Below are 22606 nucleotides of genomic sequence, written 5' to 3'. Positions count from 1 at the left end.
CTAATTTTTAACGAAACTGCCATCCGTTATCCCTGTTTTAAAGGGGCGTGAAGGGGCATTTGTCAATTAAAAGTACAGGTCTTGGAAAATTCATCCCGCTCCGGTGCCGTGATTCTCGGCATCGAGTCGTCGTGCGACGATACCTCGGCAGCCGTGCTGTGCGGTACCGAAATGCTTTCCAACGTCATCGCCTCGCAGGCGGTGCATATGCAATACGGCGGCGTGATTCCCGAACTCGCCTCGCGTGCCCATCAGCAGAACATCGTTCCCGTGGTGGATACGGCGCTTAAAAACGCGTCGGTCGGTGTCTCCGACCTCGATGCCATCGCCTTTACCCGGGGGCCCGGCCTGCTCGGCTCCCTGCTCGTCGGAGTGTCGTTCTCCAAAGGATTGGCCGTTGCAAATAATATACCGCTTGTGGAGGTCAATCATTTGCAGGGGCATATTTTGTCGCATTTCATCGATATTCCGGGCGAGACGGTTCCGCATCCTTCGTTTCCGTTCCTGTGTCTGCTCGTATCGGGAGGGCATACCCAAATCGTAAAGGTGACGGCTCCGCTTGAGATGGAAATCGTGGGCACCACGATAGACGATGCGGCGGGCGAGGCTTTCGACAAGTGCGCCAAGGTGATGGGGCTGCCTTATCCCGGCGGGCCGGTCATCGACCGCCTGGCGGCGCAGGGCGATGCGGAGCGTTTTCGGTTCGCCAAACCTTCCGTGCCGGGTTTCGATTACAGTTTCAGTGGGCTGAAGACGTCGTTCCTCTATTTCCTGCGCGACCGGGTGAAGGAGGAGCCCGGTTTCATCGAGGCGAATATCAACGACCTGTGCGCTTCGCTTCAAAAAACCGTCGTGGATATCCTGTTGGGCAAATTGGTCAGGGCGGCCCGGGAGTTTCGGATAAGAGACATTGCGATAGCCGGCGGGGTATCTGCCAATTCTGGATTGCGGAAAGGCGTGACGGCCGAAGGGGAGCGCCGCGGCTGGCGGACGTTCTTGCCGCCGCTGAAGTTTACGACCGACAACGCCGCCATGATAGCCGTTACGGGGTATTTCCGCTACCGTCAGGGTGAGTTCAGTTCGCTTTCCGTCGCTCCGGAAGCCCGTATCGAGAATATGCTTTCGGGCGAGTGAATCCGGTCGATGCCTGTCGGAGCAGCCGGCAGACAGGAATATTTCCGATAAAGGAGAGCAAGGCCCTCCGTGTTTTTCACGGAGGGCCTTGCTGTGTCAAAGAAGCGGATGTCGTGCGTCAGGCTTTCACCGGCTTTTTGTCGAACAGGTTCCATACGAGTGCCGACAGGGCGGCTCCTATGAGCGGAGCGACGATGAAAAGCCACAGTTGTGACAGGGCGGCGCCTCCCTGGAAGATGGCCGGCCCGATACTGCGTGCGGGATTGACGGAGGTACCCGTGATGGGGATGCAGACGATATGGACGAGCGTCAGCGTAAGACCTATCACCAGTCCCGCCATGTTCGCATTGCCCTTGTCTTGGCTCGTGACTCCCAGAACGACCAGAACGAAGATGAAGGTGAAGAGTGCCTCTGCGATGAATGCCTGCACTGCCGTACCTTCCGTGTAGGTGTTGGCTCCCGTCAGGGTGGGCCCTTCGTGTATGCCTGTGGATACGAGTGCGTAGATGATGGCCGAGCCGATGATGGCTCCGATGACTTGGAACAGCATGTACATGCAGGCCTCCTTGCCCTTCATCCGGCCGGAAAGCCATACGCCGAGCGTAATGGCCGGATTGATGTGGCAGCCCGAAATGTTCCCTATCGTGTAGGCCATGGCTACCACGGAGAGGCCGAAGGCCAGTGCGACGCCGAGCGTGCCTACGCCCGTTCCCACGATACCGGCGATGTGCCCTGAAAATACGGCACTGCCGCATCCCATCAGTACGAGTACCATCGTACCGAGCATCTCTGCAAAATACTTCTTCATGATGTTTGGTTTTTAGGTTATCTGTTCGGGAAAATCCCCTTTTTCAGTTTTAGGCGGCAGGTCGGAGAAAGCGTCCTGTCTGAAAAATTTTCATAAAATTATCTGTTTTATTTGAAATCGGAAAGAAAAAACGAACTTATTCGGGTCTTTCCTTCCCGTCGGCGCCGGATGCGGACGAGGGAACTTGTCCGTACCGGCGGTCGTCGCGGCTGTTAACGACACAAAAAGGCCGGATACAATGGTATCCGGCCTTTTGCCTCTCTGCCGTCCCTATCGGGACGGTGCCGTGAATCAAAGTTTGCGTTTCTCCTCCACGATTTCGTAGCCTTCGATGAAGTCGCCGACACGGACATCGTTGTAGCTTTCGATGTTGAGACCGCACTCCATACCGGCCGATACCTCCTTGACGTCGTCTTTGAAACGTTTGAGCGAACCGAGACGGCCCGTATGGATGACGATACCGTCGCGGATGACGCGGATGGGGGTATTTCTGGTTATCTTCCCTTCCCGTACTACGCAGCCCGCCACGACACCGACCTTGGTGATTTTGAACGTTTCGAGTACCTCGACCGAACATACGATTTCCTCCTTCTTCACCGGTTCGAGCATACCTTCGATGGCGTCCTTGATGTCGTTGATGGCGTCGTAGATGATGGAGTAGAGCCTTATCTCTATCTCCTCCTTCTCGGCCATGCGGCGGGCGCCGCCGCTCGGACGTACCTGGAAGCCGACGATGATGGCATTGGAGGCCATGGCCAGCATGACGTCCGATTCGGAAATCTGTCCCACGGCCTTGTGGATGACATTCACCTGCACCTCCTCGGTGGAGAGTTTGATGAGCGAGTCCGTCATTGCCTCTATCGAGCCGTCCACGTCGCCCTTGACGATGATGTTCAGCTCCTTGAAGTTGCCTATGGCGATGCGGCGTCCTATCTCGTCGAGCGTGACGTGTTTCTGGGTCTTGAGACCTTGGATACGCTGGAGCTGCTCGCGCTTGTTCGCCACTTCCCTTGCGCTGCGTTCATCCTCCATGACATTGAAGGTGTCGCCGGCCTGCGGGGCTCCGTTGAGGCCGAGCACCAGTACGGGCGTGGCGGGCGGTGCGGCCGTTACCTTCTGGCCCCGTTCGTTGAACATGGCCTTTACCTTGCCGGAATAGACGCCCGCTACCATCGGGTCGCCTATGTGCAGTGTGCCGTTCTGTACGAGCAGGGTGGCTACGTAGCCGCGTCCCTTGTCGAGTGTCGATTCGATGACCGTACCGGTGGCTTTCCTGTCGGGATTGGCTTTGAGTTCAAGTAGTTCGGCTTCGAGCAGCACCTTTTCGAGCAGCTTGTCGAGGTTGATGCCCTTCTTGGCCGAAATCTCCTGCGACTGGTATTTGCCGCCCCAGTCCTCTACGAGGTAGTTCATCTGGGCCAATTGCTCCTTGATGGCTTCCGGATTGGCTCCCGGCTTGTCTATCTTGTTTATTGCGAAGACTATCGGGACACCGGCGGCGGAGGCGTGGTTGATGGCTTCCACCGTCTGGGGCATGACGCTGTCGTCCGCCGCTACAATGATGATGGCCACGTCCGTCACTTTGGCGCCTCGGGCACGCATCGCCGTGAAGGCTTCGTGGCCGGGCGTATCGAGGAACGTGATTTTCTTTCCGTTGAGGTCTACGCTGTAAGCGCCGATGTGCTGCGTGATACCGCCCGCTTCGCCTTCGATGACATTGGTCTTGCGGATGTTGTCCAGCAGCGAGGTCTTGCCGTGGTCTACGTGGCCCATGACGGCTACGATAGGCGGTCTCTCCACGAGGTCCTGTTCGTCGTCGCGGTCTTCGTCAATGGCCTCCTGAATGTCCACTGTGACGAATTCGACCTTGAAGCCGAACTCCTCGGCGACGATGACCAACGCCTCCGCATCGAGCCGCTGGTTGATGGAGACCATCAGTCCCAGGTTCATGCATGCCGTGATGACCTCCGTAACGGGAACATCCATCATGGTGGCCAATTCGCTGACCGTCACGAATTCGGTGACCTTGAGGATGGACTCCTCCATATGTGCCTTCTCCATCGCCTCGTCCATGCGGGCACGGGCGTCGAGTCGCTTCTCCTTACGGTACTGCGCTCCCTTGTTCTTGCCTCCTTTGGAGGTGAGACGGGCGAGCGTATCCTTTATCTGCTTCGAAACCTCTTCGTCGCTCACTTCGGGGCGTACGACGGGTTTCGGAGCGCCTTTTTTCTTCCTGTCCTTCCGGGACTGAGGGCCTTGCGCGGCTCCCCGGCCTCCGCCTTGACCGTCGCGGGGACCCTGTCCGCCCCGTGCCCCGGGGCCGGAGGGCTGCTGTTTCGTCACATCCACCTTGTCTTTGCCGATGCGCTTGCGTTTTTCGCGTCGGCCGCCGGCCGGACCGAGGCTCTGTACATCCATCTTGCCGAGAACTTTCGGTCCTGTGAGTTTCGTCTCGTCGCTCGGACGGAAGACGTCGTCGCGGTTCTCGGCCATGCGCTGGTCGTAGGTCTTCTCCTGTATGACGATTTCCGGTTTGGCTGCCGTCGCAGTGCCGGTCTCCGGTTTCGGGGCGGCGGGTTCTCCGGCAGGCCGTGTTCCGGCCGTCGGTGCCTCCGGTCGGGGCTGTGATACAGCCGGTTTTTCGGAAGCGCTCTCCTTGCTGTCCGCCGGAGTTTTCGGCTGGGGAGCAGGGGAGGGTACGGGTTTGGCACTTTCCTGCTTTGCGGGTTGTACGGGGGAGCCTTTGGGCTCCTCCTTCTTGGCTGCAGCCGGTTGCGGAGCTGCAGGTTTGCGGTTTCCTCCGGAGAGGTCTATCTTGCCCACTATTTTCGGGCCGGTACGAATTTCGTCCCTGGCACTTATAACGCCGCTTTTGATGACTACCTCTTCTTCGAACTCACTGTCGTGTGCACGCGGCGAATCCTTCTTGTCGTGCAGCGATACGCTTTCGGGTTTCAGGTTTATCCGCTCGCGGACATTGACCCGCTCGTTGGCACTGCGGTTGCCGCCGAACTCCTTCGCGAGAACCGCATAGACATCCGGTTCGACCAGCGTATTGGGCGAACTTTCTATGTGGACCCCTTTCTTCGCAAGGAAATCCGTAATGGTGGCAATGCCTACTTTGAACTCCTTCGCAACCTGTAGGAGTCTGAGTTTTTTTTCGTTTGACATATAAATCTCTTTTCGGCGTTATGTTTCTCTTTTTGTTTACGTTTGTGACGGCAAAACCCGCTTTCCCTCCGTATCCCCTCGGCCGCCGGACATCCGGGATACTCGGTGCGGGCTCCGTAATCCGCTATTCGAATTCGGATTTGAGGATGCTGATGACCTCCCGGATGGTCTCCTCTTCCAGGTCGGTGCGCCGAACGAGGTCGTCGGGCGATATTTCGAGGACGCTCTTGGCCGTATCGCAGCCGATGCCCTTCAGTGCGTCGATTATCCACTGGTCTATTTCGTCGGAGAACTCCTGCAGGTCCACGTCTTCCTCCTCTACGTCGCGGTAGACGTCGATGTCATAGCCGGTCAGCATACTGGCCAGCCGGATGTTGAGTCCTCCTTTGCCGATGGCGAGCGACACTTCGCTCGGCTTGAGGTACACCGACGCCGTCTTCTTCTCCTCGTCGATGGTAATGGAGGAGATTTTGGCCGGGTTCAGGGCACGCTGGATGAGCAGTTGGGTGTTGGCGGTCCAGTTCACCACGTCGATGTTCTCGTTGCGCAGCTCCTTGACGATGGAGTAGATGCGCGAACCTTTCATACCGACGCATGCGCCCACCGGGTCGATGCGTTCGTCGTAGGATTCCACGGCCACCTTGGCCCGTTCGCCCGGTATGCGGACGATTTTCTTGATGGTGATGAGGCCGTCGAATATCTCCGGCACCTCCTGTTCGAAGAGCCTTTCGAGGAATTCGGGTGCCGTGCGGGAGAGGATGATGACCGGGCTGTTGTTGCGCATCTCCACCTTGGATACGATGGCCCGGATGGTGTCGCCTTTGCGGAAGAAGTCGCTCGGTATCTGTTCGCTCTTCGGAAGTATCAGTTCGTTGTCCTCGTCGTCGAGCACGAGTATCTCCTTTTTCCACACCTGATAGACCTCGCCCGTGATTATCTCGCCCACGCGTTCGCTGTACTTCTCGAACAGGTTGGCTTTTTCGAGATCGAGGATGCGGGAGGCGAGGTTTTGGCGCAGCGAAAGCACTGCGCGGCGTCCGAACGAATCGAGTTTTATCTCGTCGGCCACCTCTTCGCCCACTTCGTAGGTTTCGTCGAGTTTGCGGGCGTCCGAAATGGATATCTGCTGGTTGGGGTTCTCCACCTGGCCGTCCTCCACGATGATGCGGTTGCGCCAGATTTCGAGGTCGCCCTTGTCGGCATTGATGATTATGTCGAAGTTCTCATCCGTTTCGTAAGTCTTTATCAACAGATGGCGGAAAACATCCTCCAGTACTCCTATCATCGTACTCTTGTCGATATTCTTAAGCTCCTTGAACTCGGCGAAGTTGCTTATCAGATTGAGGTTGTCCATGGTTTTATTTGATAGTGAATGTTATATTTCCCTGTAATGCGGCCCTGTCCGCAGAACGGACGGCCGTGCTATTTGAAATCGAGGAACTCCTTGGTGCTCTTTATTTCCGAAAGAGGGTAGGTCTGCACCACATCGAATCCCTGTTTGCGTTTCTTTCCCTCTACGGCCCGCATCTCCCGATAGGCCAGCGTGACGGAACCCTCGTCGGCATCGCGCAGTTCCGCGATGATTTTCGTCCCGTTGAGCAGCACGACTTCCACAGGACGGCCGATGAGTTTCCGGTACTGGCGCAGCAGCCTGAGCGGTCGGCCTATCCCTGCCGAGGTGACCGTCAGTTCGAAATCCTCCTCTTCACGGTCGAGGCGCTCCTCGATGGCACGGCTCAGGGCGACGCAGTCGTCGATGTCCACCGAACCGTCGCTGTCTATCACGACCTCTATTTCGTTGCCGGGGGTGATGTTCACCTCCACGAGGAACAGGCTGCCTTCGGCGAGCTCCTCTTCTGCTATGTTCCTTATTTTGTCTGCGTCCATTCTGTTCCGTTGCTTTTCCGGCCTTGTGTGTAAGGCGTTTTCCGATAGCTGTTTGCGGGCCGTTTCCCGTTCCGGGGTCTGGCCGTACGCTGCTTCCGATTACGAAATTTGGGGACTCTCGTCCCCAAATCCGTCTCTTCCGTTATCACGTAACGGGTGCAAATATAGCGCAATATATTTTATTTTCCTAATATCCGGCGCTTAAAAATGAAAATGCTATTCCTCTTCCGCCGCTATGGAGGCATTGTAGGGTTTCAGGATGCCGCGTTTCGAAGAGCGGATGAACTCTACGATTTCGTCGCGTACCTCGCTTTGGGGAAACTGTGCCATCACGATATCGCATGCGCGGCTGTAGTTGTGGCCGTCCTGGAAGAGCACCCGGAAGATATCCTGTATTTCGCCTATCTGTTCGGCAGTGAAGCCGCGGCGGCGGAGTCCGATGAAGTTGGCCCCTACGAAGGTGATGGGGAAACGGGCGGCCTTTACGAACGGCGGAACGTCTTTCGCCACGAGCGAACCGCCGCTTATCATGGCATGGCGGCCGATGCGGACGAACTGGTGTACGGCCGATGCGCCACCCACGATGGCCCAGTCGCCTACTTCGACTTCGCCGGCAAGGAGCACGTTGTTCACGATTACGCAGTTGCTTCCCACCACGCAGTCGTGCGCTACGTGTGCACAGGCCATGATGAGATTGTTGTTGCCGATAACCGTCTTTCCCTTGGCGGCCGTACCGCGGTTTACGGTGGCCGATTCCCGGACGGTGTTGTAGTCGCCCATTTCGACCGTGGTGTATTCGCCTTTGAACTTGAGGTCCTGCGGAACGCCGGCTATCACTGCACCGGAGTGTATCTTGCATCCCTTGCCCATGCGTGCTCCATCCAGTACCACGGCGTTGGGCCCTATCCAGGAGCCGTCGCCTATCACCACGTCGCCCGCTATGTATGCGAACGGTTCCACTACTACGTCTTTGCCGAGCCTTGCGTCCGGATGGACATAGGCTAAATTGCTTATCATTGCGTAAGTGTTTTGTTTGTCTTCGGTTTATTTGCCCGGCCGAGTCTCCTTACGTTTTCCGCCAAGCGGCGGGCGTACCGCCGGAGCCCTGCGGACGGGTTTGCATATCGTGGAGAAGGCCGCCCTCTTCCCCGTCGGGAAGGGGCGGCCTTCCCTGCCGTCATGCCTTGTTTTTGGCTACCTGTGCCATCAGCGACGCTTCCGTGGTGAGCCTGCCGCCCACATACGCTTTCGCTTCCATGACAACAATGCCGCGCCGGATGGGTTCCGTGAGTTTCAGCTCGAACTGGAGCGTATCGCCCGGTACCACCTTGTTCTTGAACCGCACATTGTCTATGCGGAGGAAATAGGTGGAGTAGTTCTCCGGGTCGGGTACGCTGTTGAGGGCGAGTATCCCTCCGCACTGTGCCATGGCCTCGATGATGAGCACGCCCGGCATTACAGGTTCTTCCGGGAAGTGCCCGACGAAGAAGGGTTCGTTCATGGTGACGTTCTTGATGCCGGCTACGCTCGTTTCGTCTATGTGGAATATCCTGTCCACGAGCAGGAACGGCGGGCGGTGGGGCAGGGTGCGCCGAATACGGTTGATGTCGTAGACCGGTTCGGCCGTCGGGTCGTAGACGAACGACGGGCGGTTCGCGTCGCGCTTGATGTTGCGCTTGAGTGCCCGTGCCGTCTCCGTATTGACGAAATGGCCCGGCCGGTTGGCCAGGACGCGGCCCTTTATCCGCATGCCGAGCAGTGCCAGGTCGCCCAGTACGTCGAGCAGTTTGTGTCGTGCTATTTCGTTGATGAAGCGGAGCTGCAGGTTGTTGACGTATCCGTCCGTGATGCGGATGTCCTTTTTGTCGAAAACCCGTGCGAGGCGTTCGAGTTCCGCATCAGAAACCTCCTTCTCGGCCACCACTATCGCATTGTCCAGGTCGCCCCCCTTGATGAGGTTGGCGGCCAGCAGGGGTTCGAGTTCGTGCAGGAAGGCGAAGGTACGGCAGGGAGCTATCTCCTTCGCGTAGTCCTCCTCCTCGGAGAAGGTGGCGTATTGGTTTCCCACCACGCGCGAATGGTAGTCCACATGGACCGATACGCTGAATTTGCTGTCGGGATAGATGACTATCGACGCATTCTTTTCGGGGTAGTCGAATTCTATCGTTTCGCGTACCTCGTAATATTGCCGTTCGGCCTCCTGTTCTTCGAGGCCGGTCTCCGACAGGGCGGCGGCGAAATCTTTTGCCGAGCCATCCATTATCGGTGTCTCGGGGGCGTCAATCTCCACGACGGCATTGTCGATGCCCAGCGTCCAGAGGGCCGACATGATGTGTTCGATGGTGCACACCTTTGCTCCGCCTTTCTCTATGGTCGTACCCCGCGACGTATCGGTGACGTAATCGGCCAGGGCGGGTATTTCGGGGCGCCCTTCGAGGTCGGTGCGGCGGAATACGATGCCGCTGCCTGCGGGGGCGGGGTGGACGGTCATGTTCGATTCCATGCCCGTATGGAGTCCTTTGCCGCTGAATGCTACCGGAGCTTTCAGCGTCTTTTGGTTATCAGCCATAAGGTATTAAGTATCGGTTAATTTTATCGTGCAAAGATATTAATTTCTTGAAAGAATCCGTACTTTTGTCTGCAAATCGCTTGAAAATGGCCGTAGAAACCGTCTCTGTGCCTTATTGCGGGTGGGCGGTGGTACAGGCTTGGGGGCCGTTTGTCCCGCATTCGTTTGCAGGCGGTGGACTTTGCGTATGGAGAGAAGAGAGGAGAGGAACGAAGAGGAGTACGAATGGGGGGTGCCCGCAGGACCGCCGCCCGACCTCGACCTGCCTTTTGCGAAGAAGCGCAGGCGGGAGGCCGGCGAGTGGATATACGATAACCGCGAAACCATCTGTATTACCGTTATCGTCTATCTGCTTGTCGCCATCGTGTTGCTCTCTTCGCGGATTATCCTTCAGCCCCGTCGGGAAGATGCCGCCATCGTGATGGATTTCAGCCAGGCGGAGGAGCTCCAGCGGCTCGAAGAGGAGCTTGAACGGGCGCAGCGGCTCAACGATATGCTCAACGGCATGCAGGCCCCCGATTACGGGGAGGTGAAAAATGCCGTCTCCAACGAGCATGCGGAGGAGATGGAGGAGTCGCTGAGCGAGGAGACGCGCGAGCTGTTCGAGCGTTCCGAGGAGGTGATGGAGCAGATGGAGCGCAACGGCGCCGAATACGAACAGATGCTCGGTATGCTCGGCGAGGAACGCCGTCCGGAGGAGCGGAGCGCGGAGCGCAGGGATGCCAGAATCGCCGGCGGGGTGACGGTCTCCTTCTCGCTCGCCCGGCCTGTCCGCCATGCCGTGAATCTGCCCGTTCCTTCCTATAAATGTTCCGGCGGCGGAACGGTCGTTGTGGATATTGTCGTGAGCCGGAACGGCGATGTGCTCTCGGCCAGCGTGGACAAGTCCCGTTCCGCGTCCGACAACTGCATGACGGAGGCGGCGCTGGAGGTTGCCATGCGGTCGCGTTTCAATGTGGACCCGTCCGCTCCGGGGCGCCATTCGGGCACTGTCACGTATGTCTTCGTGCCGCAGTAGTCCTGCCTTCTCCTTCCGCCGTGTCTCGGGCAGTGGCGCCGAATCCCCTTCCGTACCCGGCCTGTCCGCCGTATCGGCCGTATCGAAGCGGCAGGCGGCGGTTCTTTCATCGGTTTCCTTTCCGTCTCTCGGCAGGAATCTTCGGCCTGCGCCCGTTCGTAACGCTGCGGAGGGTTCCGTTTGCAGGGAAGGACTGCGGCAAACGGCCGACGCGATGTCTTGCGAAAGCGGAATCCCGTCCGTCTTTCGCGGACAGCTGCATTCCCGTACTGCGGCCGGGCGGGAACAGACACTCTTCTCTGCCGTTTTTTCCCTGAGGCCGGTACAATGTTATTGTATATACATGGCATTGTGCGTATCTTGCAATGAATTGAATGAACGACCGTGGGAATATCTCGTCTGCGGCAATATGCCTTATCGATACTGCTGACAGTATGGTCCGTTGTGTTTCCTGGTACGTTGCATGCCCAATCGACCGCATGCACCGCGGAGGGCATCGTGCGCGACACGACGGGCACCGCGATACCCTATGCCGTGGTATCGGTGTTTCCGGAATCGTCGGAGGGTGCGACGACCGGCCAGGCGGTCGGAACCGCCGTGACCGATGACGACGGTTTCTGGAGTATTCCCCTTCCCGGCGACGGGTGTTATCTGATACGGTGCGAACACATGGCCTTCGAGACCTGCGACTCTTTCGTGGTCGTCGGCGAAGAGACCGTTCGGCTGGAGACGGTACTCACCCCCTCGGCCGAATACATCGAAGCCGTCGAAGTGCTCGGCGTTCCCATCCGGTATTCGGCCGGCCGGTACGAAGTCACTATGGAGGGGAGCGAGCTGGCCCGCAACCGCAATGCGAACGAACTGCTCGGACTGCTGCCCGGCATTACGACGTACGACGGCCTGAGGCTACACGGTAAAAGCGTCGGCATCGTCTATATCGATGACCGGCGCGTGGAGGACAGGGACGAACTCGCGGCCCTGCGAGCCGAAGATATAGAGAAGGTATCGGTTCAGAACCGGGCCGGAGCCTCGGAGGACGCCACGACGAAAGGCGGAGTCGTGCGCATCACGCTGCGGCGGCCCGACGACGGAGGTTATTACGGTACGGTAACCGGCAGCGTGTCGTTTACGCCGCAGTCTTCTCTCTACCGGCTTCCGTTCATCTTCAACTATCAGAAGGGGCGATGGAATGTTTACAACTATTTGAGCGGCGCATACGGTTACGGGTATGAAACGCAAACGCGGCAGGAAGAGTTCCGTCGCGGCGGTTACACGCAATTTTCCGATGTGACGGAGCGAAGTGCCGCCCGGAGCCTGAGCGAAACGTTCGGTGTCGTTTATGACTTGTCCGACCGTCATGCGGTCGGCTTCACGGTCCGGGTCAGGCTTGACGGCCGTGACAACGCTTCCGTAGCCTCGATATGCAGAGAGATAGCGGGAAATACGGAGTCGAATGCCTTCGGGGAGTACGCATATGACGGCGAGATGCTCCTCCCGCAATATCAGGCCGCATTCAACTATACGTTCGATATCGACACGCTCGGTTCGCAGTTTGCCGTAAAGGCCGATTATATGCACACGGCCTCGAAACGGCGTACCGATTATCGTTCCGTGCCGTCTGCCGGTACGGAGGAGACCTATCGGGAATTCCATGCGCAGTCTGCCGATGCGCTGGATACCCGCATCGATATGGACAAATATTTCGTGTCGGGAGGTTTGCTGAGCGTCGGGGGAAGATATTACCGAATCGGTGCACGGTTCGACCGACGAAGAGAGGATATGACGGGCGGAGAGCGGACGCCGAATCCGGAAACATCCATGTATTACGGCAATGAGACGCAGGGAGCGGCTCTTTACGGGGAGTATTCGGGGAGCCGGGGCAGGTTCTCCTACATGGTCGGGGTGCGTATGCAATACGACCGTATCGACTATAAGACCGGCGGCAACGCAGGACATCACGACTATTGGCGGTTCATACCGTCGGCAAGTCTTGCTTATACCTTCAACCGCGGGAAGGGAGACAACCTGAATCTCGACATCTATCGTTACGGCGGCAGTTTGCCCGACCCTGCTCAACTCTCTCCGCTGCCGGTACGCATTTCCGAGAACAGCTATTATGTCGGGAATCCGCGGCTCGAACCGTATACGGGATTCTGCGCGGACCTGACTTATACGCACCGCGGGCGGTGGACGTTCGCGTACGGATTCGACCGGGCGCAGCATATGTCGCAAAACCTTACGACATTGCCGTCCGACGACTCCGGTCTGTCGATTGTCTCTCCCGTCAATCTCGGCCTCTCTTTAACGCATTCCCTGTCGGTCGGTGTCAATTACCGCTGACCGGTTGGCTGCGGCTGAGTGCGCATATATACGGCTATTATGCGTCCAATCGTTACGGAACGATGAGCTACGATGATTGGCATGCCGAAGTTTATACATCTTTGATGTTCGCTGTCCTGCCTTCGATGGGAGCACAGCTCAGCCTCTCCGGTTCCTCCCCGACGGTCGGTCTCGAATCGCATTCCGGAGATTCGTACGGACTCAGCGGCTCGATTTACAAAACTTTTTTCGACGGCAGGCTGTACGTGTCGCTCGGATTCGGAGGCCTGTTCTACCGGAAATGGCAGATTCAGGAGACGGTGAAGACCGACGGTTCCTACTATGCCGTGATACGGCGGCGGAATCACAACCGGCAATGGATATCGCTTTCGGCGAGTTTCCGGTTCCGGCACAATGTTCGTAAACCCTTCAGGACGGTGGAAATGCTGCAAGAGATGCAGGAGGAGTTATGATATGCTGAAGCGGCTGCGGAGACCATTGGTTGTTCGGACTTTTTCATTGGGGCGGACAGGGACCTTCCGGGCCTGCGGCGGACGGTCTGGTGTCGGGGCGGGGGTACGGTGTCTTTCCGTTCGGCTGTTCGGGTAGGGGCGGCACCGTCGTTCGGACATCCGGCTGCGGAATAATTTTTGAGGATTCGCGGATTGTTTTAATTTTGCAGGAATCGCGGAAGAAAGAGGCGGTCCGTTTCCCGGGAAAAGCGGGGCACGGTCACCGTACGGCCGGACGGCTTCGGATATTTTAGGTTTGGGATTACGTCATGGGATTGGTTGAGTTTCTATTGAGCAGCGGCAACATCGTCCTGCTGTTCTCCATTATTTTAATCGTTGCGATATTCGCTGCCAAGTCCGGTGCGAAGTTCGGTACGCCGACGCTGCTTCTGTTCCTCTTCATCGGTATGCTTTTCGGCAGCGACGGACTCGGCATCCAGTTCAACAGCTCCAATACGGCCCAGTTCATCGGTATGCTCGCGCTGAGCGTCATCCTCTTTTCCGGCGGTATGGATACGAAGTATTCCGAGATACGTCCCGTAGTGGCCGAGGGGGTGGTGCTTGCTACGGTCGGGGTGTTCCTGACCGCTGCGCTGACGGGGTTCTTCATCTATTTCATCAGTGGCGTTTTCGGCGTCCGCCTTTCGCTGACCGAATCGTTCCTGTTCGCGGCGGTGATGTCCTCCACGGATTCGGCGTCGGTGTTCTCCATCCTGCGCTCCAAAAAACAGGGGCTGAAGCAGAACCTGCGGCCGCTGCTGGAGCTGGAGAGCGGAAGTAACGACCCGATGGCCTACATTCTGACGATAATTCTCGTGCAGGCGGTATCGCAGGGCGACATAAACGTGTGGCAGTCGGTGCTGACTTTCGTCATGCAGATGTCGATAGGCGCCGTGGCCGGATACCTGCTCGGCCGGTTCGCCGTCTATGTGCTCAACCATATCAACCTGAACAACAAATCGCTCTATTCGGTACTCCTGCTCGCGCTGGTGTATCTCATCTTCTCGCTGACCGACCTCGTGCACGGCAACGGTTACCTGGCCGTCTATATCGCCGGACTGGTGGTCGGCAACCACAAGATAGTGTTCCAGAAGAGCCTGACCACCTTCTTCGACGGTTATACGTGGCTCTTCCAGATTGTGATGTTCATTTCGCTCGGTCTGCTGGTGAATCCGCACGAAATGCTCGACGTGGTGGAGACCGGGCTGCTCGTGGGGGTTTTTATGATACTCGTGGCACGTCCCGTGAGCGTGTTCCTGTGTCTTGCACCTTTTCGGAAGATTACGGTCAAGGGCAAGCTTTATGTCTCGTGGGTGGGGCTGAGGGGAGCCGTTCCCATCATCTTCGCTACCTACCCGCTCGTGGCCGGGCTGGAAAATGCGGGGATGATATTCAATACGGTCTTTTTCATCACCATCGTGTCGCTGCTGGTACAGGGCACTACGGTGAGTTCCATGGCCAACGTGCTGGGTCTCTCCACGGAGCTCGAGGAGGACAGTTTCGGTATCGACATGCCGGATGAGGTGAAGGCGCAGCTTACCGAGAAGGAGGTGCGGCCCGACTGGCTCGTGCACGGAAACCGGATGAGGGATATCCGGCTCGATGCCAATACGCTGGTGATGATGATACGCCGCGGGGACGATTACATCGTGCCCAAAGGCGACACCGAACTGCGGCCGGGAGACAAGGTACTCTGCATTACCGGCGAGAAGGCACGCCTGCCGGAGGATTATGCCGTGTCGGGCAGGGAGGGGTTCCGTCACAAGGCTCTGCGCACGTTGGGAAGTTTCGTGCGCAGGGGCAGGCGCGTCGGACATACGCCCGACGGAGCGGACGACGGGGCCTTCGTGTCGGCCGACAGCGGGGCGGAAACGCCTCTTCCCGATTTCGATATAGGTACGGATGAGATACGCGAAGATTCGCGGTTTTATGAGGAGATAATGGAGGATGAAGAGGATGCCGAGCGCGGAGGAGAGTGACCGGGTGGCTCGGCGGCGGGAGAAGACCTTCCGCCGCCGGGGGCAGCGCCGGTTATCCCGGAATCGGATTGTCGGATGATGCGGACGGGGGTTTTATACGGTGGCGAGGCGGAGACGTTCGGATTCGGAAGGACCGAGTGCGCCGCCTTTACGGGATACAGACCGGCCAAATTCCTCGCGGCCTTTCCGCAGGGCGATGCGCGGCAGCGTGTGGGAGAACTGCTGCGCCCCGTTGTTGCCGGACTGTATGACCGCGGCGTGCGGCTCTTCCTGTCCGGTATGGCGGAGGGGTTCGACCTGTGGGCGGCGGCCGAAGTGCTTGCCCTGCGCGACCGGGGAAGATGCCCCGATGCAGCGGTTGCGGCGGTCATTCCCTTTCGCGGGCAGGAGCGGGGATACGCGCCTGCCTCCCTCGATGAGTACCGGTTCATCTGTGCTCGTGCCGTAGCGGTTCGGGTGCTCTCCGACCGCTATTATCCGGAGTGTTTCTACCGCCGCAACGATTTTCTGGTCGATAACGCCTCGGTGGTGGTGGGCTACTACGACGGGCAGAGGGGCGGAACCGCCTATACCTTCCGGCGGGCGTACAGCCGCGGGGTGCCGGTCGTCAATATCTGCTCCGGAGAACCTGCTCTGTTCTATCCTTGACGGCCGTTCGTCTCTTTCTCTCTTATATTAGTATCGGGTCCGGACGGGGCTTTTTCCGGACGGAGGCGGAAAGCGGGAGAGGATTGTTTCCGTATTCGTTTTTTGTCGATAAAAGGGCGGTTTTCTGTCGATAACCCCGCGTCGGGTTGTTGATAGTGTGTTGATAAATTGTTCGGACAGTTCGAAGCAGCGACGTGGCTGGGACCGGAAGTATGGAAAACGGGAATAGGAATATTCGCGGAAAAAACAGACCATATCCGTATTGTGGCACAGATGTTGCTGAAATAATCAACGTAGAATATTGATTATGAATAGAAGGTGGGATTGTTCAATCCTTTCCTGCGGGAACTTAGTCGTGAGATTGCAGCATACCGCGAAAAGAACGGGAGGTTCGTGCAGGCAGTGAGCGTGTGTCGGGCCGGTACCGTACCGATTGGAAGGCGGAACCCCCATTATATGCCCGCCTTCGGTCGCAGGAAAATCCCTCCAACGGGGATTCGTGGTTTAGATAATTTACGGGAAAGGCTGTTGTGTGTGCCTTTCCCGTAAATTCGTTTCGGTCGTTGCCTTCGGATGCGTGTGGTCGGTTGCTTGTCGGGACCCGCCGTCAATCAATGCCTTCAGTTTGCGGGCGATGGCCGTGTTCTCCATCACGCCCGTGAAGTGTTCCGCTCCCGTTCCGTAAGCGAATACGGGGATGAAGGTGGCCGAATGACAGTCGGTCGAGAAGACGTATTCGGCGGTCGCTGTGCCGGTCTCTTCCCCGTGGGGAGGTATCAGCGTGAGACCTCCGGTTTCGTGGTCGCCGGTCACGAGGACAAGTGTCCCCGGATGTCGGTCGGCGAAATCGAACGCGGTGCCGACGGCCCGGTCGAAATCGCGGAGTTCACCCAGCATCCCTTCCGTATCGTTTTCGTGCGCAGCACGGTCTATCAACGAGCCCTCCACCATGAGGAAGAAGCCGTCGTGCCCTGCTCCGGACAGCAGTTCGATGGCTTTCTGTGTGGCCTGGGCGAGGTAATCGCCCCGTATGCCCGCCGTGTCTCGGGCTGCGAGGGGTAGTGCGTCGCCGGGAAATAGGGCTGCCAGCGGCGTCGTCCGTGCCGCGAGCAGGGCCTCCCGGTCCGGTGCGAAGGCGTATCCCCGGCTGCACATCTCGTCTGTCAGGTCGCGGCCGTCGCTGCGCCGGTCGAAATACTCCCGGCCGGCACCGACCAGGAGGTCTATCCCGCTGCCGGCATATTGAAGTGCCGTGTATTCCTGTGCATATCTGTCCGGGTTATGGGCGACGAAAGCGGCGGGCGTCGCATCCGTGACGGCACATGTCACGACGATTCCCGTCGCTTTGCCTGCCCGCTGCGCCCTTCTCAGTACCGATTCGAGGGGGCGGCCGTCGGGCGTCATGCCTATCGTTCCGTTGGTCGTCTTTTCGCCGCAGGCGAGTGCTGTACCTGCCGCTGCCGAATCGGTGATGCGCCCTCCGGCGGAGTAGGTTTTCTGGATGCCCGTGTATGTCGCCCGCTCCATCCGGGTGGGGGCGTAGCCCTGTTCGAGCGAAAGGGCCGTTACCTGCGGCAGCCCCATGCCGTCGCCTATCATGAAGATGATATTCCTGACCGGTTCCTGCCCGTCGCCTGTTCCTGTGCAGGCTGCGAGCAGGCAGAGTACCGAAACCAGCAGGGTGGGGAAAATCTCTCTTTTCATAAACCTTTTCCGATGCCGTTGCGTGTGCCTGTATGCCGCACGGAACAAAGATAGGGCGTTCCGATGCCCCATTGCGGAACGTAACCCGATTTTAACGCTGTTTTTGCAACCGTATGGTATTTGTAATACATTTGTAGCGGAAAAAGGTTCGGATTTGTGATACGCATGGCAGCGGAAATCCGTTCGTATTTCGGACGGCCCGGGAGAAACAGGGCCGGGATATCGTTCGATACGGATAAACAGATATATAATTTGCAGAAGAGATGAAGAGGATTTTTCTATTCGTGGCGGTTGCGGCTGCTGCACTGTCGCTCGGCGGCTGTCAGAGGGGTGGCGGCGGAAATGCCGAACCGATGAATTTCAAGAAACTGACCAACGGCAAGGCGGTCTATCGGGGCGAGGAGGCCGGGTTGAGGCACTATGCGGTAACGCTCTGGACGAACGGACACAGTACGGCGGCGGTGGACAATTACAAGGATGCGGATATCTCCCTGGCGCTGGAGCTCGTGACGGCCGCCTCGGGAGCCGAGGCGCAAATCGCTTCCGGAGAGTACCTCTTTTCGGCCGATGCTCAGGCCGGCGTTATCCTTGCTTCGGCGCAGAGTACGTTGAGCGTCTTCACCGAGTACAGTTACGGCGGCGACCGACAGGCACTCTCCGGCGGCAGCGTGACGGTGTCGTTCTACAACGGGAAGTATGAGATAAAAGGCAGTGTAACCGACGTATGGGACCGGGTGCTGGAGTTCACCTACTACGGTGAGATAGCGTTCGAGGGGACGGGCCCCGTGGAGCCGGAAACGACGACGGTAACTTTCGAGGCGGCGGAGCTGTCCGCGGCGACGGGTACCTATTCCGATATCCTGTGGGGCCGGGAACAAGCCGCGGAAGTGGACGGTTCGCAGGTGTACAACGGCTTGCTTTATACGGAAGGGGCCGCTTCTTTCGGGAGCTATTATGCCTATGACGGAACGTGGGAGTCGTGGGGCGGTTTCGCCCTTTCGGCCAACCGCGACCTGGAAGACCTCGGCATGGATTATTCCAATCAGTTCAGCGTTTATGCATCGGATAACACTAAGTTCGCCGTCGGCTATGCGTTCGGCGACTGGGGCGGGGAGTACGGCGTTCCGGTCATCGAGTTCTCCGAACCGGTACGGCTGGTTTCCGCCGAGGTGGCCAATGCGAACAAGACCTATCACTATTGTGTGGCGCATCCGCGCGTAGGAGAAGAAGAGAACGAAGAGGCGCTTTGGGTCGACCTCGTCGTCACGGGGTACGATGCCGCGGGAACGCAGACCTCCACGGCTTCCTTCCGCCTGGCCGAAGGGGAGCAGGTACTCGGAACGTGGGCCGGTTTCGACCTTTCGCCGCTGGGAGAGGTATCGCGTGTGGTATTCTCCATCGAGTCCAACGACGTCGGTGAGTACGGTCTGAACGTACCTGCGTTCTTCTGTATAGACAACATCGAAATGCAATAATCGCCGAGGCGGTTTCGGACATGAGGCATCCTCCCGAAAGGGGGATGCCTCTTTCGTTATTCTTGCGGATTCGCTCCGTTGCGGACGGGCGTTTTGTCGCCGTCGCACTGCCGTCCTGTCACCCCTCCGGGAGGCGTGGACGGCTGGGTTTCACGAAATGTTTTTCGGGAGAATTTTTTAACTTTGCAGGTGGTTAAGGCAGTTGCATTATGGCAGGAAAGGAGAGCGAAGCGAAGGATAGGAAATATGTGGAGACGCCGCTGATGAAGCAGTACTACTCCATCAAGGCGGTGCATGGCGATGCAGTGCTGCTTTTCCGGGTGGGTGACTTTTACGAAACGTTCGGCGAAGATGCCGTTCGTGCGAGCCGTATTCTGGGTATTACTCTTACCCGCCGGGCGAACGGAGCGGCCAGCTATGTGGAGCTGGCCGGTTTTCCCTACCATGCGCTGGATACCTATCTGCCGAAACTCGTCCGGGCAGGGGAGCGGGTGGCCGTGTGCGAGCAGCTCGAGGATCCCAAGCTCGTCAAGGGAATCGTGAAGCGGGGAGTCATCGAACTGGTCACTCCCGGCGTGGTGCTGAGCGACAACGTACTCGTCAACAAGGAAAATACGTTTCTCGCATCGGTACATTTCGGGAAAAAGACCACGGGAGTGGCTTTTCTCGACCTTTCGACCGGGGAGTTCTACGTAGCCGAGGGGCGGGACGACTACGTGGACAAGCTCCTGTCCAATCTTGCCCCGAAGGAAATCATCTACCAACGGGGCTGGGAGGAGCGTTTCACTCGTGCGTTCGGTACCCGTAACTATACCTACAAACTCGACGAGTGGGTATTTGCCGAGGATATCAACCGGGAGAAGCTCTGCAAGCAGTTCGGTACCGCCTCGCTCAAGGGGTACGGCATCGACTCCATGACGAGCGGCATTTCGGCCGCAGGAGCCATTCTCTACTACCTGGATTTTACGGAACACAAGAATGTGGGCCACATTACGGGTATTTCGCGCATCGACGAGAACGCCTACGTGTGGATAGACCGTTTCACCATACGCAACCTCGAACTCTTTTCGTCCAACTCTCTGCGCGAGCGGTGCGGCTTCGCGGATGTCATCGACCGGACGGTCACTCCCATGGGCGGGCGTCTGCTCAAGCAGTGGATAGCGCTGCCGATAAAGGATGTCGCGCGGCTCAACCGTAGGCTCGACGTGGTGGAGCGGTTTCGGGGCGACGACGGGCTGCGGGAAGAGGTCGGCGGAATATTGGAACGGATAACCGACCTCGAAAGGCTTTCGTCGCGTATCGCCACCCAGCGCATCACGCCGCGAGAGATGGTGCAGCTCAAACTGTCGCTGGGAGCCGTGGCCGACCTGCGGCGGGTGCTCCTTGCCTCGGACGATGCGGCGCTGGCTTCGCTGGCCGAGGGGCTCGATTTGTGCGAGGAGCAGCGGGAGCGTATCGAAAAGGAGCTGTTTCCCGACCCGCAGAACAATCAGATACAGAAGGGGGGTATCATTGCCGATGGCGTGGACCTCGAACTGGACGACCTGCGCCGCATCGCATGCCACGGCAAGGACGTGATTGCCGAGATACAGCGGCGCGAGAGCGAGGCGACCGGTATCCCGTCGCTCAAGGTGAGCTTCAACAACGTCTTCGGCTACTATATCGAGGTGAGGAACACCCACAAGGACAAGGTGCCGGCCGACTGGATACGCAAGCAGACGCTGACTTCGGCCGAACGTTACATTACGCAGGAGCTCAAGGAGTATGAGGAGAAGATACTCGGTGCCGAGGAGAAGATGCTCGCCATCGAGCAGCGTATCTATGCCGGATTGGTGGAGTTCCTCTCCCGTTCCATCGCGGCGTTTCAGCGGGATGCGGCAGTGGTGGCGCGGGCCGACTGCCTGCGTTCGTTCGCCGTCATGGCGGCCGAACGGGGGTATTGCCGGCCGGAACTCTCCGAGGACAAGGTGATAGATATCCGCGACGGCCGCCACCCCGTCATCGAAACGCTCATGGACGTGGGGCAGCAGTATATCCCGAACGATGTTTATCTCGACGATACGTCGCAGCAAATCATGATGATAACGGGGCCCAACATGGCCGGTAAGTCGGCCCTGCTGCGGCAGACGGCCCTCATCGTGCTGATGGCGCAGATGGGCTCTTTCGTGCCCGCCTCGTCGGCCCATATCGGCGTGGTGGACAAGATATTCACGCGGGTGGGGGCGAGCGACAACATCTCGCAGGGAGAGAGTACCTTTATGGTCGAGATGCTTGAATCGGCCTCCATCATGAACAACCTCTCCGACCGCAGCCTCATTCTGCTCGACGAGATAGGCCGCGGAACGAGTACCTACGACGGCATGTCGATAGCTTGGGCCATGGTGGAGTATATCCACAACCATCCGGCCGCGCGGGCGAAGACCATGTTCGCCACCCACTACCACGAGCTCAATGAGCTGGAGGAGCTGCTGCCGCGGGTGAAGAACTACAACGTCTCGGTGAAAGAGGTCAATCGGACGATACTCTTCCTGCGCAAGCTGGTGCGCGGGGGAACGGAGCACTCGTTCGGTATCCATGTGGCCAAGATGGCGGGTATGCCGGTCAAGGTCATCGAACGGGCGGAGGCGATTCTCGCGTCGCTGGAGGGGGCCGGACGTGCCGCCGCAGGCGCAGGGGAGGAGACCGGGAGCGATGTGCGGGAGGAGGCTGCCGTACCGGCGGGCGTCCGGGCTGTTGCGAAGCCTTCGGGGCGCGGCAAGGGGCGGAAGACGTCAGGCGCCGAGGAACATCTTCCGGGCGTACAGCTCAGCATGTTCCAGTTGGAAGACCCCGTGCTCGTCCAGATACGCGACCAGATACGGGGGCTCGACATCGATTCGCTGACGCCCATTCAGGCGCTCAATATGCTGAACGACATCAAGCGGATAACGGGCCTTTGACCGGTATGCCAAAAGGGCGTGCACGGCGGCGCGGCGGCCGTAATCGGTACGGCTGCATGTCGTGCGATTCTGCGGACGTACGTGGTATATGGTTTGTCCGTCGGGCGGTGTGGTATCTCCTTTCCGGTACCGTGCGGGTTCGGGGTACTGCCGTCGCTGCGTCGGACCGGCGTGCGGGTTGTCCTCAGCCGTCGCGTTTCATTCTTGCGTTTCATAGTTGTCGGTATCGTTACTTTTCTTATGGCATACAGTCATTGTCTTTCAGCGTGTTTTTTGCCGCCGTGGTTGGCTGCGGCCTCGAAATTTTCCTTGTTCCCTGCCGGTTGTCCCCTGTCTTTGTCTGAGTAGGGCGAAGCGTCGTATCGTTGGGGAGGCTTGGTATATTCGGATGGCGGATTCCAATTATCCTCGGCTGTTGCCGGGCTGTTCGGAGCCGACTATAC

Annotated in this window: 13 protein-coding genes and 1 pseudogene; 7 read left to right on the top strand and 7 right to left on the bottom strand. The window is 58.3% G+C overall.

Translation table 11 applies throughout. The features are described 5' to 3' along the window. Window positions 1–81 precede the first annotated feature (81 nt). A complete protein-coding gene (tsaD, locus tag BQ5361_RS05515) occupies window positions 82–1134 on the top strand; it encodes a tRNA (adenosine(37)-N6)-threonylcarbamoyltransferase complex transferase subunit TsaD (RefSeq protein WP_022064333.1) in 1053 nt (350 codons plus the stop codon). A gap of 118 nt (window positions 1135–1252) precedes the next feature. Here the strand turns inward: tsaD and BQ5361_RS05510 are convergent, their stop codons facing one another. From BQ5361_RS05510 to BQ5361_RS05485, 6 genes are all read right to left on the bottom strand, one after another. Further along, complete coding sequence (locus tag BQ5361_RS05510) at window positions 1253–1942, bottom strand: MIP family channel protein (RefSeq protein WP_022064332.1); 690 nt, start codon at window positions 1940–1942, stop codon at window positions 1253–1255. Between the two features lie 291 nt (window positions 1943–2233). Further along, window positions 2234–5113 (bottom strand): translation initiation factor IF-2, encoded by a 2880-nt coding sequence (gene infB, locus BQ5361_RS05505; protein ID WP_035472523.1) that lies wholly within the window; start codon window positions 5111–5113, stop codon window positions 2234–2236. Between the two features lie 124 nt (window positions 5114–5237). Next, window positions 5238–6467, bottom strand: a complete 1230-nt coding sequence (nusA, locus tag BQ5361_RS05500) for a transcription termination factor NusA (protein WP_022064330.1) — start codon at window positions 6465–6467, stop codon at window positions 5238–5240. A gap of 68 nt (window positions 6468–6535) precedes the next feature. Then, a complete protein-coding gene (rimP, locus tag BQ5361_RS05495; RefSeq protein WP_035472521.1) occupies window positions 6536–7000 on the bottom strand; it encodes a ribosome assembly cofactor RimP in 465 nt (154 codons plus the stop codon). A 216-nt stretch (window positions 7001–7216) separates the two neighbouring features. Next, the gene (lpxA, locus tag BQ5361_RS05490; RefSeq protein WP_022064328.1) at window positions 7217–8017 is read right to left on the bottom strand and encodes an acyl-ACP--UDP-N-acetylglucosamine O-acyltransferase; all 801 of its coding nucleotides are present in this window, start codon (window positions 8015–8017) and stop codon (window positions 7217–7219) included. 160 nt (window positions 8018–8177) lie between these two features. Next, on the bottom strand, window positions 8178–9569 hold the full coding sequence (locus tag BQ5361_RS05485) for a bifunctional UDP-3-O-[3-hydroxymyristoyl] N-acetylglucosamine deacetylase/3-hydroxyacyl-ACP dehydratase (protein ID WP_022064327.1): 1392 nt from the start codon (window positions 9567–9569) through the stop codon (window positions 8178–8180). A gap of 187 nt (window positions 9570–9756) precedes the next feature. Between BQ5361_RS05485 and BQ5361_RS05480 the strand changes: the two genes are divergently transcribed. From BQ5361_RS05480 to BQ5361_RS05460, 4 genes and pseudogenes are all read left to right on the top strand, one after another. Further along, window positions 9757–10587, top strand: a complete 831-nt coding sequence (locus tag BQ5361_RS05480) for a TonB family protein (RefSeq protein ID WP_022064326.1) — start codon at window positions 9757–9759, stop codon at window positions 10585–10587. 669 nt (window positions 10588–11256) lie between these two features. After that, a pseudogene (locus BQ5361_RS05475) lies at window positions 11257–13379 on the top strand (outer membrane beta-barrel protein). Between the two features lie 308 nt (window positions 13380–13687). After that, window positions 13688–15397: a potassium/proton antiporter gene (locus BQ5361_RS05465; protein ID WP_022064323.1), complete on the top strand. Its 1710-nt coding sequence runs from the start codon at window positions 13688–13690 to the stop codon at window positions 15395–15397. Window positions 15398–15472: 75 nt separating this feature from the next. Further along, complete coding sequence (locus BQ5361_RS05460) at window positions 15473–16045, top strand: SLOG family protein (protein ID WP_052131006.1); 573 nt, start codon at window positions 15473–15475, stop codon at window positions 16043–16045. Between the two features lie 513 nt (window positions 16046–16558). Here BQ5361_RS05460 and BQ5361_RS05455 read toward each other — a convergent pair. After that, a complete protein-coding gene (locus BQ5361_RS05455; RefSeq protein WP_052131005.1) occupies window positions 16559–17749 on the bottom strand; it encodes an alkaline phosphatase in 1191 nt (396 codons plus the stop codon). Window positions 17750–18012: 263 nt separating this feature from the next. Between BQ5361_RS05455 and BQ5361_RS05450 the strand changes: the two genes are divergently transcribed. Beyond that, window positions 18013–19224 carry a DUF4465 domain-containing protein gene (locus tag BQ5361_RS05450; protein ID WP_035472515.1) on the top strand — a complete coding sequence of 404 codons (1212 nt, stop codon included), beginning with the start codon at window positions 18013–18015 and terminating at the stop codon, window positions 19222–19224. A gap of 209 nt (window positions 19225–19433) precedes the next feature. After that, window positions 19434–22163: a DNA mismatch repair protein MutS gene (mutS, locus tag BQ5361_RS05445; RefSeq protein WP_035472513.1), complete on the top strand. Its 2730-nt coding sequence runs from the start codon at window positions 19434–19436 to the stop codon at window positions 22161–22163. The last annotated feature ends 443 nt before the right edge of the window (window positions 22164–22606 follow it).

Origin of the sequence: Tidjanibacter massiliensis (genome assembly GCF_900104605.1) — a bacterium.
Lineage (GTDB): Bacteria > Bacteroidota > Bacteroidia > Bacteroidales > Rikenellaceae > Tidjanibacter > Tidjanibacter inops.
This window is presented reverse-complemented; position numbering and strand designations above follow the sequence as displayed.